15 protein-coding genes are annotated in these 15,555 nt (G+C 48.0%); 8 read left to right on the forward strand and 7 right to left on the reverse strand.

Features of this window, described 5'->3' with window-relative positions; translation table 11 throughout:
• Positions 1-78: 78 nt before the first annotated feature.
• The 5 genes from QUA01_RS09820 to QUA01_RS09840 form a co-directional block, all read right to left on the reverse strand.
• Positions 79-558 carry a hypothetical protein gene (locus tag QUA01_RS09820; RefSeq protein WP_333092616.1) on the reverse strand — a complete coding sequence of 160 codons (480 nt, stop codon included), beginning with the start codon at positions 556-558 and terminating at the stop codon, positions 79-81.
• A gap of 160 nt (positions 559-718) precedes the next feature.
• Positions 719-1,171: an AAA family ATPase gene (locus QUA01_RS09825; protein WP_333092615.1), complete on the reverse strand. Its 453-nt coding sequence runs from the start codon at positions 1,169-1,171 to the stop codon at positions 719-721.
• Between the two features lie 217 nt (positions 1,172-1,388).
• A complete protein-coding gene (locus tag QUA01_RS09830) occupies positions 1,389-1,847 on the reverse strand; it encodes a divergent PAP2 family protein (protein WP_194008601.1) in 459 nt (152 codons plus the stop codon).
• A 14-nt stretch (positions 1,848-1,861) separates the two neighbouring features.
• A complete protein-coding gene (gene crtE / locus QUA01_RS09835) occupies positions 1,862-2,788 on the reverse strand; it encodes a geranylgeranyl diphosphate synthase CrtE (RefSeq protein ID WP_333092619.1) in 927 nt (308 codons plus the stop codon).
• A 189-nt stretch (positions 2,789-2,977) separates the two neighbouring features.
• Positions 2,978-3,865 carry a LysR family transcriptional regulator gene (locus tag QUA01_RS09840; protein ID WP_333092614.1) on the reverse strand — a complete coding sequence of 296 codons (888 nt, stop codon included), beginning with the start codon at positions 3,863-3,865 and terminating at the stop codon, positions 2,978-2,980.
• 115 nt (positions 3,866-3,980) lie between these two features.
• Between QUA01_RS09840 and QUA01_RS09845 the strand changes: the two genes are divergently transcribed.
• A complete protein-coding gene (locus QUA01_RS09845; protein ID WP_194066328.1) occupies positions 3,981-4,469 on the forward strand; it encodes a GNAT family N-acetyltransferase in 489 nt (162 codons plus the stop codon).
• A gap of 69 nt (positions 4,470-4,538) precedes the next feature.
• Positions 4,539-5,303, forward strand: a complete 765-nt coding sequence (locus QUA01_RS09850; RefSeq protein WP_333092613.1) for a class I SAM-dependent methyltransferase — start codon at positions 4,539-4,541, stop codon at positions 5,301-5,303.
• A 198-nt stretch (positions 5,304-5,501) separates the two neighbouring features.
• Here the strand turns inward: QUA01_RS09850 and folD are convergent, their stop codons facing one another.
• A complete protein-coding gene (gene folD, locus QUA01_RS09855; protein ID WP_333092612.1) occupies positions 5,502-6,377 on the reverse strand; it encodes a bifunctional methylenetetrahydrofolate dehydrogenase/methenyltetrahydrofolate cyclohydrolase FolD in 876 nt (291 codons plus the stop codon).
• A gap of 146 nt (positions 6,378-6,523) precedes the next feature.
• On the opposite strand from folD, the gene QUA01_RS09860 reads away from it, so the two are divergent.
• From QUA01_RS09860 to QUA01_RS09880, 5 genes are all read left to right on the forward strand, one after another.
• The gene (locus tag QUA01_RS09860) at positions 6,524-6,958 is read left to right on the forward strand and encodes a DNA-binding protein (protein ID WP_333092611.1); all 435 of its coding nucleotides are present in this window, start codon (positions 6,524-6,526) and stop codon (positions 6,956-6,958) included.
• Between the two features lie 311 nt (positions 6,959-7,269).
• Positions 7,270-7,710: an NUDIX hydrolase gene (locus QUA01_RS09865; protein ID WP_333092610.1), complete on the forward strand. Its 441-nt coding sequence runs from the start codon at positions 7,270-7,272 to the stop codon at positions 7,708-7,710.
• Positions 7,711-7,843: 133 nt separating this feature from the next.
• Complete coding sequence (locus QUA01_RS09870; RefSeq protein WP_333092609.1) at positions 7,844-10,138, forward strand: family 2 encapsulin nanocompartment cargo protein terpene cyclase; 2,295 nt, start codon at positions 7,844-7,846, stop codon at positions 10,136-10,138.
• A gap of 83 nt (positions 10,139-10,221) precedes the next feature.
• Positions 10,222-11,631, forward strand: a complete 1,410-nt coding sequence (locus QUA01_RS09875) for a family 2B encapsulin nanocompartment shell protein (RefSeq protein WP_333092608.1) — start codon at positions 10,222-10,224, stop codon at positions 11,629-11,631.
• A 187-nt stretch (positions 11,632-11,818) separates the two neighbouring features.
• The gene (locus QUA01_RS09880; protein WP_333092607.1) at positions 11,819-13,225 is read left to right on the forward strand and encodes a family 2B encapsulin nanocompartment shell protein; all 1,407 of its coding nucleotides are present in this window, start codon (positions 11,819-11,821) and stop codon (positions 13,223-13,225) included.
• Between the two features lie 397 nt (positions 13,226-13,622).
• Here QUA01_RS09880 and QUA01_RS09885 read toward each other — a convergent pair whose 3' ends face one another.
• A complete protein-coding gene (locus QUA01_RS09885; RefSeq protein WP_333092606.1) occupies positions 13,623-14,168 on the reverse strand; it encodes a LeuD/DmdB family oxidoreductase small subunit in 546 nt (181 codons plus the stop codon).
• Positions 14,169-14,353: 185 nt separating this feature from the next.
• Here QUA01_RS09885 and QUA01_RS09890 point away from each other — a divergent pair, with 185 nt between their 5' ends.
• Complete coding sequence (locus QUA01_RS09890; protein ID WP_333092605.1) at positions 14,354-15,226, forward strand: hypothetical protein; 873 nt, start codon at positions 14,354-14,356, stop codon at positions 15,224-15,226.
• Positions 15,227-15,555: the final 329 nt, after the last annotated feature.

Here is a 15,555-nt window from a genome sequence, read left to right on the forward strand (position 1 = left end):
ATCTTGCACTAAACTCTCGATCGCGCGATCGTATAACCGCGCCGTGTAACCTTTCTGCACTTATCCAGCAAGCCCTATTTATTTAAACAAAAATGGTTTGACAAACTTCGCCATACGATCTAGTTCTGGCTTGTTGTGTTTGAGAAGATTATGTCCCCATAACTCATTTGTATTGTCAGAACAATCCTTTGCAAGAGCTTCTCCAATCTCCTCAAAAGTCTTTTTGATGTCTGTCCTTAGATTCTCGGGTTCTGATAGCACTCCCAACACGAATACTCTTGCTTTTAGATCGTCTGGAATATGACTTTCTACATAACTCAACCGATTTTTACTATCGTCGAAATCAATGAGCAAAACCATCATTCTTTCTGGGAATTGTCGCATTTCAGACGCATACTTATTAGTTAATTCCTCCACAGCTTTTTTCCAACCACCAGCAAGTGGCAGGACTTTAACAGCACGGTTATCGTTTAGCTCAAGAAGAAATCCGTTGGCAATCTGGCGATTATGATCATCTTCGGCCAACACATGAATGTGCGGTAGATAATTATTACTCATAGCTCTATGTCGCCAGCAATCAAGCGATTTATCAGGTCGCCTTTAACAGACATTTCACTCAGCGGTCTGACTAAAGTTGGCTCTAAGTGGCTGTTTCGATATAATAAAAAGGTATTTTCATCTGAAAACTTTCGGATTGCTTCAGGATTATGCGATGTCACTAAGATTTGTCCGCTATTCTTAAATGAGCGTCGCAGTGATGTGACAAAATGTCCAACCTCCGATAAGGATAGATAGTTGTCAGGTTCATCCCAGAAGCAAAAAAGAGGGCCATAGGATTTGTTAGCAGCCAACACAAGTTAAATTTTTCTGGCAAATCAAACGCCAGGATATATTTGTATAATTTATCTTCAAGTAATACTTCTATTTCAAAGCGGATCGGGACATCAGACCTCCCACGAGCGAAATCTTTCGGGCTAATCAGCTTCAGTTTTTCAAGTTCGCGCATTCTATTGATGCCTCGACTAATCTTCTGAAGGACTTCTAATGCAGAAGCAATAGTTGATTTACCTGCACCGTTTTTTCCAATCAAAAGAGCCGATGGCATTCCCTGTATCTTCAGTTCAAAGTTTTCTAGGCATCTGAAGTTGTTTATATATAGTCTTTGGATCATAACAAAACTACTCCAAGGAGCGGTAACTAAAAAAACTTTTTGAACCTTTTAAACTGCTTAATTAAATAATAGGTATTGCCATAAAATTCCCAAAAATTCGGGTGTTTTTCTGATCTTGAGACAGATTAGTTGCCGAAATATTAATTCCCGCAGCCGACATTTACCTCCAACTTGTCAAAAAAACACCACTGATCCAAGTCTACTCCGTACTTAAAACTTAATAGGCAGGCCCTGCAATCCAAGAAATCGCGATTCCCAGCCCCAAACCGACGACCACTTGAAAGGGAGTGTGTCCCAGCAACTCTTTCAGGCGAGCTTCATTTAGGTTGTGATCTTCCTCAAAAAACTCGTCAATTAGTTGGTTGAGAATGCGGGCTTGTTTGCCGGCGGCTTGGCGGACGCCAGCAGCATCATACATAACGATAATTGCAAAAATCGTGGCGATCGCAAACTCGGAACTTTCCCACCCCATCGTTTGTCCCACACCAGCCGCTAAAGCGCCGACAAAGGAAGAATGAGCGCTGGGCATTCCGCCGGTGGTTACTAAATTCCGAAGATTGAATTTACGATTTTTGACTAATTCGATCGGCAACTTTAATACTTGAGCCGCCAGACAAGCGATCAAAGCCACTATCAGTACATGATTGTTTAAAATGCCGCTGCAAATTTCCTGCATACTGTTTGGTATTTCTAGTTACTGCGGCTTGTAATAAAATCAGCAATCCCCAGCAGCGGTAGAGCTTTGCTCCCAAACACTGCCAGTTGAGACTTAGCATCAGCAACAAGCTGCGAAGCTTGGCGCCGAGACTCATCAATTCCCCACAAACTCGGATAAGTCACTTTCCCTGCTATAACATCTTTCCCAGCAGTTTTGCCCAATTCTTCTTGAGTAGCCGTAATATCCAGAATATCGTCAATTATCTGGAAAGCCAGCCCAATATTCTTGGCAAAACGAGACATCCGCTGCAAATCAGCAGCCGAAGCCCCACCCAAAATTCCCCCACAAACTACGCAGGCTTCTAACAGCGCGCCGGTTTTGTGAGCGTGAATATAATTCAAAGTTTCCAGAGAAACATCTGTCTTTCCTTCCGACTCCACGTCAACCACCTGACCGCCGATGAGTCCACCAGCCCCGGCAGCTCGCGCTAAATGGGCGATCGTCTGCAACACCTGCTGGGGGGGTACGTTCTGAGTTTTACTGGCTATAAATTCAAAAGCATAGGTCAACAAACCATCCCCAGCCAAAATAGCGATATCTTCGCCATAGACTTTGTGGTTTGTCAGTTTGCCGCGCCGGTAGTCGTCATTGTCCATTGCCGGTAAATCGTCGTGAATTAGCGACATTGTATGGATCATTTCCAAAGCGCAAGCTGTCGGAATTGCCATAGAGGTAGTGCCGCCGGCGAGTTCGCAGCTAGCCAAACACAGGATCGGACGCAAGCGCTTGCCGCCCGCTAGCAGCGAGTAGCGCATGGCTTCGTAAATTTTCTCTGGGTAGATGACCGGTAGTGCATTGTCGAGAGCTACCTCGATCGCCCTTTTTTGCTCGACTAAGTAAGTAGATAAGTCGAAAGCGGATTCCGGTGTGGAAGAATCCATTTCTGTTGCCAATACCATCCCTTGCTCTCTTGTACTGAATGTGAATGGAGATACTTTGAGTTGTTCAGGTCGAATCTGGCCGACTTTTAGGGCGGTGGTTATCCGCACTCCGAGTATCAATTAATCATTCTAAGGGTGTTGTTGCACAGAAAATCTTTGAGTTTTGATAACTTTGTGAAATTACCCGTTTATCTAAAATCTACAATCTCAAATCTCAAATACGCCACTTTGCCTGACAACTTCCAAAAACCGCTGCACCGCTGCCGTAGGATGGTTGCGCCAAATTAGGGCGATCGCCACCATGCAGGTTGATTCTGGCAAAGATTTGTAAACAACCCCGCTGCGCTGGAAATTTTGCATGGATGCCGGGACGATCGCCACGCCCATCTCGGCGGCTACCAAACTGATAATTGTCTGCATTTGAATTGCTTCTTGACCGGCGATCGGGCTAAAACCGGCTTGTTGACAAAGACTGACGATCGCATCGTACAATCCCGGAGCCTGGGAACGCCCAAATAAGATGAACGGTTCGCCTGAGAGTTCGCGCAATTCCACGTAAGGGCGATCGGTCAAAGGATGCGTTTCTGGTAGCGCCACCATCAGAGGTTCTCGAAACACGATTTCGGAATTTATCCCGTCTTCCTCGACTGGAGGGCGCACGAAGCCGATATCAATGCGCCCTTCCCGCAACCGCTGCAACTGTTCGTTAGTTGTGAGTTCGTGCAATTCGAGTTTGACGGCCCGACACCGAGTGCGAAACGCCTGCAAAATGGGTGGAACCACATTGTGCGCGGCAGAGCTCACAAAGCCTACAGTTAGTTGGCCGAGTTCGCCGCGGCTGGTTTGTCTGCCGAGTTGAATTGCGCGATCGACTTGCTGCATAATTTTTTGTGATTCCTCAAAAAAAACCTGTCCCGCTTCCGTTAGCTGCACCGTCCGCTTGGTGCGGCGAAACAATTGAAAACCCAATTCTGCCTCCAAATGCTGAATTTGTTGGCTCAGCGGAGGTTGAGCCATGTGCAGTTTTTCGGCTGCGCGAGTGAAATTCAACTCTTCTGCAACCGCAATGAAATAACGCAAATGTCGCAGTTCCATAATTTCCCATTCCTTAATAATATTTTAAAAGTATAAATTGTTGTTTAAACAAGTATTGGACATTTATGAGGGCATTTAATACAGTGATTAATAGGTGAAATTGAGAATTCAAATAATGGCTAATTTGGATATCAAAATTAGAGAAGTAGAGCTGGCAGATTTGGAACTCATTCTGGCTTTTATTTCGCAAAAAAGCGAGTTTGATGGAGCCAGACATCTGTTAGCAGCAACAACAGATAAATTGCAGGAAACTTTATTTGGCAATCGTCCGCTAGTGCGGGTTTTGTTGGCGGAAGTTGCAGGAAAAGCGGTAGGATTTGCGATGTTTTATCCTTCCTATTCAAGTTTGTTGGCGCAGCCGTGCCTCTGGCTTGATGATTTGTTTGTGCAAGCTCCTATGCGCGGTATGGGAGTGGGTACAGCTTTGTTGAAACATTTGGCGCAAATTGCTGAGTCCACAAATTGCGGGCGGATTGAATGGACTGTTAATACTGGGAATGCGCCTGGTATTGCTTTTTATGAAAAGCAGGGTGCGCGCATTTTGGAAAATATTAGGGTTTGCAGAATTGAGGGGGATGGAATTAATCTGCTTGCTGGGAAATGATTTAATAACGAACCGCGAAGGCGCGAAGAACGCGAAGAGAAGAGAAAAGAAGAGAAGAGGAGAGATGAGATGGCACAAGCTTTTTGGAATTCAGCTCTTTATGAGGGAAATCATGCTTTTGTTTGGCAGTACGGTGAATCGCTTTTGGAGTTGCTGGTTCCGAAGGCTGGTGAACAAATTCTGGATTTGGGATGCGGTACGGGACAGTTAACTGGAAAGATTGCTGAAAGCGGTGCTTTTGTGCAAGGTATTGATTCGTCTTTGGCGATGATTTCTACGGCAAAAGTTAACTATCCTCACATTAATTTCTCTGCTGCTGATGCTAGGGATTTTCAAGTGGAACAGCCGTTAGATGCTGTGTTTTCTAATGCTGTTTTGCACTGGATTAAGCAGCCGGATGCTGCGATCGATTGTGTGGAAAAAGCGCTGAGGCCGGGAGGGCGTTTTGTGGCTGAGTTTGGCGGTAAGGGGAATGTGGGGGCGATCGCCCGGACGCTTTTGAGTGTTTTGTCAGAAATTGGCTTGGGGGAGCCTGAATCGCTTAATCCTTGGTATTTTCCGAGTATCAGCGAGTATGCTGGACTTTTGGAAAAGCAGGGTTTTGAGGTGGTTTATGCGGTTTTGTTCGATCGCCCGACTCTCCTAGCCGGCGGCAGCGCTGGTATGGTAAATTGGATTGAGATGTTTGCAGGCGAGTTTTTGTCGGGTTTGTCGCCGGAAGTGCGATCGCACGTAATTAACGCAGTTGAAGAACGTTTGCGGCCAACTCTTTACCGCGATGGTAATTGGATTGCGGATTATCGACGAATTCGCGTTGTTGCTGTCAAACAATAGTCGCCGCAGCCACAATTAGCCTGTACGGTATTTAATAGACTTTTTGCATAAATGCTCGATCCTGCAACCGTAGATGTCAGAGAGATCAACACAAATAAACGCAGATAATTTGTGAGTGAGTGCAAGAGGTACAATCAATCGCATAACCCGCATGATGTAGGGTGCGTCCAGCAGGCGCACCTTACCGCTACAGGCGCATTAAACTATCTTTTTCTGATAACTCGAAACTGTATTTTCCAACAGCATAGCAACAGTCATCGGCCCGATTCCTCCCGGCACTGGCGTGATAAATTCGGCTACTGTTTTCACAGCATCAAAATTTACATCTCCGGCCAAACGGCTAGTACCGTCTGGATTTACGACGCGGTTAATACCTACATCAATTACTATTGCTCCCGGTTTGACCATATTAGCTGAAATCATTTCTGTGCGCCCGACTGCAGCTATCAAAATATCGGCTTGGCTGGTAATAGATTCTAGGTTTTTCGTCCGCGAATGAGCTACAGTCACAGTACAATCAGCTTCTAACAGCATCAGCGCCATCGGTTTACCTACTAAAATACTGCGCCCCAAAACAACGGCATTTTTTCCTTTCAAATCAATCTGATATTCTTCCAATAACCGCATCACTCCGGCGGGAGTACAACTGCGTAAACCTTCTTCCCCGCGCACTAAGCGGCCTAAATTTATAGGGTGCAATCCGTCTGCGTCTTTGTCTGGGGCAATTTGGTACAGCAGCGCAATTGCATCTAAGTTTTCTGGTAGGGGGAGTTGTACTAAAATGCCGTCTACTCGATCGTCCTCGTTGAGCGCCCTAATTGCAAGTTCGAGCTCAGCTTGAGTCGCATTTGCTGGGTAATGCTGGCCAAAGGAAGCTATGCCAACTTTAGCGCAGGCTCGCTCTTTGTTACGCACGTAAGCCGCGCTGGCTGGGTTGTCCCCCACCATCAGCACTGCAAGTCCCGGAGGACGCCCAATCTGGGGCTGTAGGGCGCGGACTCGATCGCTCAGCTCGCTTTGAATCTTTGTCGCTAAAGCTTTGCCATCTAGTATTTGAGCAGTTTTGGAATCCATTGTAGACTCTGGGTTAGGGGCTGACGATTTTAGATTTTACCTTAATCGCAGACTCGGACTAAACTAGAGGAATTTCGCCTCTTGCGATCGAGTCTGGAGATTCTGTTAAAGTAAGTCGTATCTCAAATCTCAAATCAGTTGACCTAATGACTACATATGCAATTAAGCAAGTTTGGGTTCAAAGATTCTCCACTGGCTCTTTATTACTAATACTTACCAGCGGTTTGCTCAGTTGTGGCAATTTACCGATGTCTCAACTCAATTTTGGTTTTAATGTTACTAATATTGCGGACATTCAACAAAAGCGGCAAGTCGATAGTGAAGTTTATCTCCGGGGAAAGGTGGAAAATCGCGCTCCTTTTGTGGGGAATGCGGCTTATCAAATCCAAGACAGTACCGGTAAGATTTGGATTTTAACTAAGCAAGCTTTGCCCCAGCTTGGCGATGAAGTTTTGCTGAAGGGAGAAGTCCGCTACAAAAGTATTACGCTAAAGGGATTGGCAGGACAGGATTTAGGTGAAGTTTATGTTGAGGAACTGAAACAATTAAAGCGCATTTCAGCGGCCGATGCTTCGCAATAGGTACAGGCGAATTTGTTCGCTAATTAAGATTGATTTTGATGTGGTTGGGATATTGTCTGTGGGGTGGGTGCTGGTTTATTAAAATTGTTTGTTGATGTTCGATATTATTGGTGAAACCGCCCCATAGACAATAAATGATTCCGTATATCCTAAGTCGCTAAACCTTTATGATTAATGACTAATGATATCAAATCCGGTTGCACTCAAACATGATTGTTGACTGTTGACTGTTGACTCGATTTTATTATTCCGATGCAACCGGAAACGATATGATTAATGACCAATAACCAATAACAAATAACCAATAACCAATGACTAAAATTCATGTTGCGGTCGCCATTTTATACCGAGACGGCAAGTTTCTCTGCCAGTTGCGGGACGATGTTCCTAATATTAGGTATCCCGGACATTGGGCTTTGTTTGGCGGACACTTGGAGCCGGGGGAAACGCCGGAAGTGGCTTTGTTGCGAGAATTGGTAGAGGAAATTAGCTGGGTTCCTGCTACTATCTCTTTTTTCGGTTGCGATGTCGAAGCAGATGTTGTTCGCCATGTTTTTCATTCACAGCTTAGTGCGGATGTCAAGGATTTAGTTTTGCACGAAGGTTGGGATATGCAGTTGTTGACAGCCCAGGATATTCGGGCTGGTAAATGCTATTCTCAAAAGTCTGGAGATGTGCGACCTTTTGGCATTCCTCACCAGCGGATTTTATTGAGTTTTATTGATTCGATCGCTACCGTGAATATGAACTAGCGTACAGTACAATCACTAACAAACCACATATGAGACCTGGCTAGGGCGGCGAGAATGCTAGCCAACTGCCACAGCTCAGCCGTTGGTCGGCAAAAAATAGCAAGAAGACCCAACAGAAGGTTACGCGCAGATCATGCAACCATTTAAACTGCCAGAATTTTATATGCCTTGGCCGGCACGACTGAACCCAAACCTGGAAGCAGCGCGAGTTCATTCCAAGGCGTGGGCTTACGATATGGGCATACTTGGCTCAAAAGAGGAAGCCCAAGAGCAACCTATTTGGGACGAACGCAAATTCGATGCCCATGACTACGCTTTACTTTGCTCTTACACCCATCCAGACGCACCAGGGACGGAACTTGACCTAGTAACCGACTGGTATGTGTGGGTATTCTTTTTTGACGATCACTTTCTGGAAATCTATAAGCGCAGTCAAGATTTGGTTGGGGCAAAGGAATACCTCGATCGACTACCCGCATTTATGCCGATTTTCCCTAACGAAACCCCTCCCGTTCCCACCAACCCAGTAGAGCGCGGTTTGTTAAACCTCTGGTCTCGCACTGCCTTTACTAAGTCTGTGGAATGGCGGCGACGATTCTTTGAGAGTACCAAGCACCTCTTAGATGAGTCGATGTGGGAACTCGCCAATATCAATCAAAATCGGATTGCCAACCCGATCGAATATATCGAGATGCGGCGTAAAGTCGGTGGCGCACCTTGGTCAGCCCATCTCGTCGAACACGCTGCGTTTGTAGAAGTTCCAGCTAAAATTGCCGCCACTCGACCGATGCGAGTCTTAAAAGACACATTTGCCGATGCAGTGCATCTTCGCAACGACCTGTTCTCCTACCAGAGAGAAGTGGAAGATGAAGGTGAAAATTCCAATTGTGTGCTTGTACTTGAGCGCTTCTTGAATATTAGTACCCAAGAGGCGGCTAATCTCACCAACGAGCTGCTGAACTCGCGGTTATATCAGTTTGACAACACTGCTGTTACCGAGTTGCCCTCCCTCTTTGAGGAACACGGAGTAGACCCCGTAGAGCGTGTGAACGTTCTCCTTTACATCAAAGGACTTCAGGATTGGCAGTCGGGCGGTCACGAGTGGCACATGAGGTCGAGCCGCTACATGAACGAGGAAGCGGGTAATTCTGCGACACCGACGCTGAATCTAGGCCCCACAGGGTTAGGGACATCGGGGTTGCGGTTGGAATCGTTATACTCCACCTTGGGTTTAGGAAGGTTCAATAGCTTTACTCACGTTCCCTACCAGGCTGTAGGGCCAGCGAAACTGCCTAAGTTTTATATGCCCTTCTCTACCACTTTGAATCCCAATCTGGATGAGGCGCGGAAGCATTCCAAGGAATGGGCACGGCAGATGGGGATGCTGGACGAGCTACCGGGCATTCCTGATGGCTTCATCTGGAATGACCACAAGTTTGATGTTGCCGATGTCGCCCTATGCGGTGCGTGGATTCATCCCAAAGGGTCTGAGGATGAGCTGAATCTGACAGCGTGCTGGCTGGTGTGGGGAACCTATGCCGACGATTACTTCCCAGCCATCTACGGAAATAACCGGGACATAGTTGGTGCGAAAGTGTTCAACGCCCGAATGTCGGTTTTCATGCCCCTCGACGACTCCACTCCCCCTGCCGTGCCGACTAATCCGGTGGAACGGGGCTTGGCAGATATTTGGTCTCGCACTGCTGGGCCCATGTCCCTCACCGCGCGGACTGAGTTCCGCCGCGCGATTCAGGATATGACTGACAGTTGGGTGTGGGAACTCGCCAACCAGATCCAAAATCGGATTCCTGACCCGATCGATTATATCGAGATGCGCCGTAAGACCTTTGGCTCGGATTTGACGATGAGCTTGTCTCGACTAGCCCAGGGCGGCGAGATCCCGATGGAGATTTACTACAGCCGGCCGATGCGATCGCTGGAGAATTCTGCGGCCGACTTTGCCTGTTTCACGAACGACATCTTCTCCTACCAAAAAGAAATCGAATTTGAGGGCGAAATCCATAACCTCGTGCTAGTTGTGCAGAATTTCCTCAACTGCCATATACCCCAGGCTGTCGAGATTGTGAACAATTTGATGACCGATCGGGCAAAACAGTTTCAACACATTGTTGCCACTGAATTGCCTGCCCTGTTCGACGATTTCAACCTGGATGAAAGTACCCGCGAGAAATTGCTGGGATACGTCGAGAAATTAGAAAATTGGATGTGCGGCGTACTCAGGTGGCATATCAAGGTAGACCGCTATAAGGAATTTGAATTGCGTAATAGTGCTTCCCCGATCGCGCGGCTGCTGGGCGGCCCCACAGGGCTGGGAACCTCGGCTGCACGGATCTGCTCGTTGGTCGGTGCGGGAAATCATTTTGACAATATTTGGTCGAGCAATTCAGACCCTTCTGTAAGAAAATAGGTTTTGTTGGAGTGGGTTCTTTGGTCAGCGTTCGGTCAAATTAGACCGAGTTTTTTAGTAACTAGATAGTTGAGGATTAAGTTGTGACATATTCTAATGATTCGGGTGCGGATGTTGAGGGTCAACAGCCCCAACTGAGTTTGGGTACAGCCGCTGCCAAAAATTTGGCGACTACGACCAAATCTGCACCGCAGATGCAGGAAATTACATCCCGGTGGTTGTTGAAGCTATTGCCGTGGGTACAGACGAAGGGTGGCGTGTTTCGAGTCAACCGTCGGTTGAGTTATACCGTCGGTGATGGGCGCGTCACTTTCACCAACACCGGAGCGACGGTGCAGGTGATTCCCCACGAACTTACTGAGTTGCCCTTGCTGCGAGGGTTTGACAACCTTGATGTGTTAACTGCCTTGGCAAATCAGTTTGTTCAGCGGGAGTACGCCCCAGACGAGGTGATCGTCGAGATTGGTCAGCCGGCCGATCGCGTGATCCTGATTGCTCATGGCAAGGTGAACAAGATTGGTGTTGGCAAGTATGACGAGCAAATCGTATTGGATGTGCTCGCCGACGGCGACCATTTCGGCGATGAAACTGTGGTGCAGTCCGACGACACTTGGCAGTACACCCTCAAGGCGATTACCAGAACCATAGTGTTGTCGCTACCCCAACAGGCGTTTGAGCAGTTGATCGACCAGTCGGAAGCGTTGCGAACTCATGTTGAGGAGTTCAGAGCCAGCTTGGAACAGCCGCAGAACATGCACGGTGAAGCCTGCATCGACCTGGCAGCGGGACATCTCGCGGAGACCGAGTTGCCGGGAACCTTCGTCGATTACGACCTTGCACCCCGGGAATATGAATTGAGCATCGCCCAAACCGTGTTGCGGATCAGTACCCGGGTAGCCGATCTCTACAATGAACCGATGAATCAGACCGAGCAACAATTGCGGCTGACCGTCGAGGCATTACGGGAACGTCAAGAACACGAGTTGATCAACAACCCAGATTTTGGGTTGCTGCACAACGCTGACCTCAAACAGCGCATTTATACCCGTGGTGGCACACCCACCCCCGACGACCTCGACGAACTGCTGGCTACGGTATGGAAGGAGCCATCGTTCTTCCTAGCTCACCCCCGCACGATCGCAGCCTTCGGTCGCGAGTGTAACAGCTTGGGTATCTATCCAAGCAGCATAGATATGAACGGCGCTCAAGTGACGGCTTGGCGCGGCGTACCCATATTCCCCTGCAACAAGATCCCCATCACCAAGGCCCGCACCAGTTCTATCCTCTTGCTCCGCACTGGTATGGAAAAACAAGGGGTGATCGGCTTACATCAAACGGGTATCCCCGACGAATACCAACCCAGCCTCTCTGTCCGCTTCATGGGTATCAGCGAAAAAGCTATCATCTCCTACCTGGTCACTGCTTACTACTCGGCAGCCGTCCTAGTACCTGACGCACTCGGCATCCTCGAAGATGTCGAAATCGGGCGCTAAATATTTGTGAGAGATTCAGGGAAATAACTTGTGTCAATGAGCAATTGGCAAAAGGGTTATCGCCTTAACTTCTTATCTATTGGATTAGGCACTCAGGACTTACGCAAATGTCATCCTACTAGATAGCGGTTAATGGCAGAATTTGCGTAAGTCCTTGCATTTTTGTTAGTAACTAAAGGATGAGGTAATGACGTATTCTAATGATTCGGCTGCGGATGTTGAGGGTCAACAGCCTCAACTGAGTTTGGGTACAGCCCCTGCTAGGAATTTGGCGACGACGACCAAATCTGCACCGCAGATGCAGGAAATTACATCGCGGTGGTTGTTGAAGATGTTGCCGTGGGTACAGACGAAGGGTGGCACCTATCGGGTGAACCGTCGCTTGACCTATACAGTGGGTGATGGGCGGTTGACTTTCACCAACACCGGAGCGAGGGTGCAGGTGATTCCCCAAGAACTGTGTGAGTTGCCCTTGCTGCGAGGGTTTGACGACATCGCGGTGTTGAGTGCGTTAGCAGGTCGGTTTGTGCAACAGGAGTTCGCACCTGGTGATATCATCGTGCAGTTAGGTCAGCCGGCCGATCGGCTTTTCTCGATCGCTCATGGCAAGGTCAACAAGATGGTTGTTGGCAAGTATGGCGAGGAGCCTTTGCTGGATATGCTGGCAGATGGCGATCATTTTGGCGATCATGTGTTGGTGGAGTCAGAAAGCACTTGGAAGTTTACAATCAAGGCTGTGACCCGATGCACCGTATTGGCGCTACCACAACAGGCGTTTCGGGAACTGCTCAACCAGTCGGGGGCGTTGCAGGCTCATGTTGAACAGTTTAGGACTCGTGCCGAACAACCACAAAACAAGCAGGGCGAAGCTTCGATCGCATTGTCTGCCGGTCATCTTGCGGAAACCCAGTTGCCAGGGACTTTCGTTGATTACGAACTCTCGCCCCGCGAATATGAGTTGAGCGTTGCCCAAACTGTGTTGCGGGTGAATACTCGCGTCGCGGATCTGTACAACGAACCGATGAATCAGACGGAACAACAACTGCGCCTGACCGTGGAGGCATTGCGGGAACGTCAAGAACACGAGTTGATCAATAACCGGGAATTCGGGTTGCTGCACAATGCTGACCTGAAACAGCGTATCTACACCCGCAGCGGTCCTCCCACCCCCGACGATCTTGATGAATTGATTACTCGTCGGAGGAAGTCGAAGTTCTTCCTGGCTCATCCCCGAACAATTGCCGCCTTCAGTCGGGAGTGCAACCGCCGAGGCATCTACCCAGACAGCATTGACATGGATGGGAGCAAGGTAATCACTTGGCGCAATACACCCATTCTTCCCTGTAACAAGATCCCAATTACCAAGAACCAGACCAGTTCTATCTTGGTGTTGCGGACTGGTGAGGAAGACCAGGGCGTGATCGGTTTGCACCAAACGGGTATCGCTGACGAATACCAACCTAGCCTGTCTGTCCGATTGATGGGCATCGAGGAAAAGGCTATTATTTCTTACCTGGTCAGCGCATACTATTCCGTTGCTGTCCTTGTTCCCGACGCCCTCGGTATCCTTGAAGATGTTGAAATCGGGCGCTAGGAGGGTACAGCTATTGAGCAGGTTCTGTGGGAAAAATTGTCCGATCCGAGACCCCGATTGCTTCCCCTAAATCCCGATCGCTAGCCAAGAAAACCTTCACTCAGCAACGCCAGAGTTCCCACAAAACTCTAGGATATCTCATTACTTTAGGATTTACGCAAGTCTCACAAGTATTAAGGTACTCTACTATTTCAAACTTTCGATCGTCGCCCTATTATAACGAAAGTAGTAGAGCACTCTACAAGTCAATAGAAGTGTGCCAGTTGCATAAGTTTTCTACTTGTTAGGCACTACCAAATTTCAAAATAAAAGTAGGCGGACATCAATACAAACAAAATCAAGAAACCCGGTTTTTGTAGGCAATCCCTGTGGTTGCTATCGGGTTTCTTTGCAGTCTTTACCGAGCAGCAATCATTCCCGTTTGGCGCGCGTAGTCAAACAACCCTCCGGCATCAATTACCGGCCCTACTTCTCCTAAAGGTTTGAGCGAGAAAGTTCGATCGAGAGTGTGGTTGATAATTTGCTCTGCTGTAAAGTCGATCGTCACTTCTTGGCCTGTTACAAATACATCGCAAAGTCGATCGACCGATTCGATCGGATACAATTCGCCAGTAGCCGAGCAATTGCGAAAGAAAATCCGCGCGTAAGACAAAGCTACCACGGCTTTCACGCCCGCAGCCCCCAGAGCGATCGGAGCGTGTTCCCGCGAAGAACCGCAGCCAAAATTTTCGCCAGCAATTATAATCGGATACTGGGTTTTGATTTCGCCGGCTTCCATAAACTTGCCGTAGCGATCGGGCAACCCAATCATCGCATAACTGCCGAGTTTCTCGTACTCGTCGGGCTTCGAGGGCACCAGGGTCAGATATTCGGCTGGAATAATTTGATCTGTATCGATGTTGTCGTCTAAAACAAAAATTTTACCGCTAATTACTTTACCCATAGTTTATTTATTTCCTTTTGGCGCGAGCTCTTCGGCTGTGCTGATAGTTTTAAGTGCGATCGATATGCAAAATTTGCACCAGTTCATTTTAACCTGGCAGCGCCAGTGATAACCTGTAGGAGTAAAAATTAGATCCGAGACTTTGGATTGATAAATATACAGACTGCTAAGCGTCAAGAAGTTTTATGGTGAATCAACAAATAGATGATATTGCTCGACAAGCTCGCCTGGGCTCCGTGGCAGCGATTATTCAAATCCTTAACGACCAGCTCGCACAGGTAGGAGTCAGGGCTAGAGCCGTTTTTGCCGAAGGTGTGCTGCAACTGCTGTGCGAAGCTGCCACACCCCAACTGCTAGAACAGTCTAGTTTGGTCGATCGAGTCCGAGAAATTTTGGAGGGCTTAGATCCCCGCAATATTCGCCGAGTCAACATCAACAGCAGGCTTGTCCGAGAACACCAACTGCTGTGGCTCGAAGAAATTAGCCGCGATCCCGAAAATCAACTGCTGTGGTCTCAACAAATTAAACTCAGAAAGCCGAATTTGTTCAAGCGTTTGGCCGCCGCCCATCACGAACGCCACGATCGAGGGGGCAAGCGGGCTTTGCCGAGAATTGCTCCACTTCGATCGATGCAGGAACCGCGAAAATTACCGCACGGTCTCGTTGCCGGTGTCGGCTTGACCGTGCTGTTGCTCGCTGCGACCGCCGCCATCTACAAAGGGCTCAATTCCCAAGTGCCAAACAGCACCGCAGCCACCACCCAAGCCGTTGCTACTCCAAGTCTGGCAACACCAGAAAAGAAAATTTCTCAGCAGACTGCTAATTCTGCTGTGGACTCTTTTGCACAAGCTGTGCGAACGGCCGAGCAAGCAGCCACCGAGGGCAAAAATGCTCAATCTCGCCAGGATTGGTTAATGGTAGCTGCTAAGTGGCAGCAAGCTTCGGATTTGATGGCCGCCGTGCCTCCAAATCATCCCCGCTACACGACTGCTGTCAACCGGACGGCTGTGTACCGCCAAAATAGTGATAACGCCCAAGAGGAAGCACAAAATAAGTAAGCAGGAAAGTTGCATAAATTTAACAAGATAGCTGGCTCAGTGTCTCTATAAGCAGTAAAAAATGATTTTTTGAGCAAAAACTTCGTAACCATCAGCCAGACCGCGAGTAAGGATTTGGGGATTTTTTAATTTTTGCGATCGCCATCACTCGATCGGCTGATTTGTATCACAATAAAATTTTGCTAGGATCACAAACTTAAATAGGAAACATCACAAACTCAGCAGAGGAGTGTCACCAAGCGGTCTCTAGAAAAGCTTGATAATCATAACGATCAGTCGATTTTCGTATTGAAGATTTACCACAAAACTGGGTCTAAAGCCCCGTCCTT

This window comes from Microcoleus sp. S36a_B3, from assembly GCF_036700745.1.
Taxonomy (GTDB): Bacteria; Cyanobacteriota; Cyanobacteriia; order Cyanobacteriales; family Microcoleaceae; genus Microcoleus.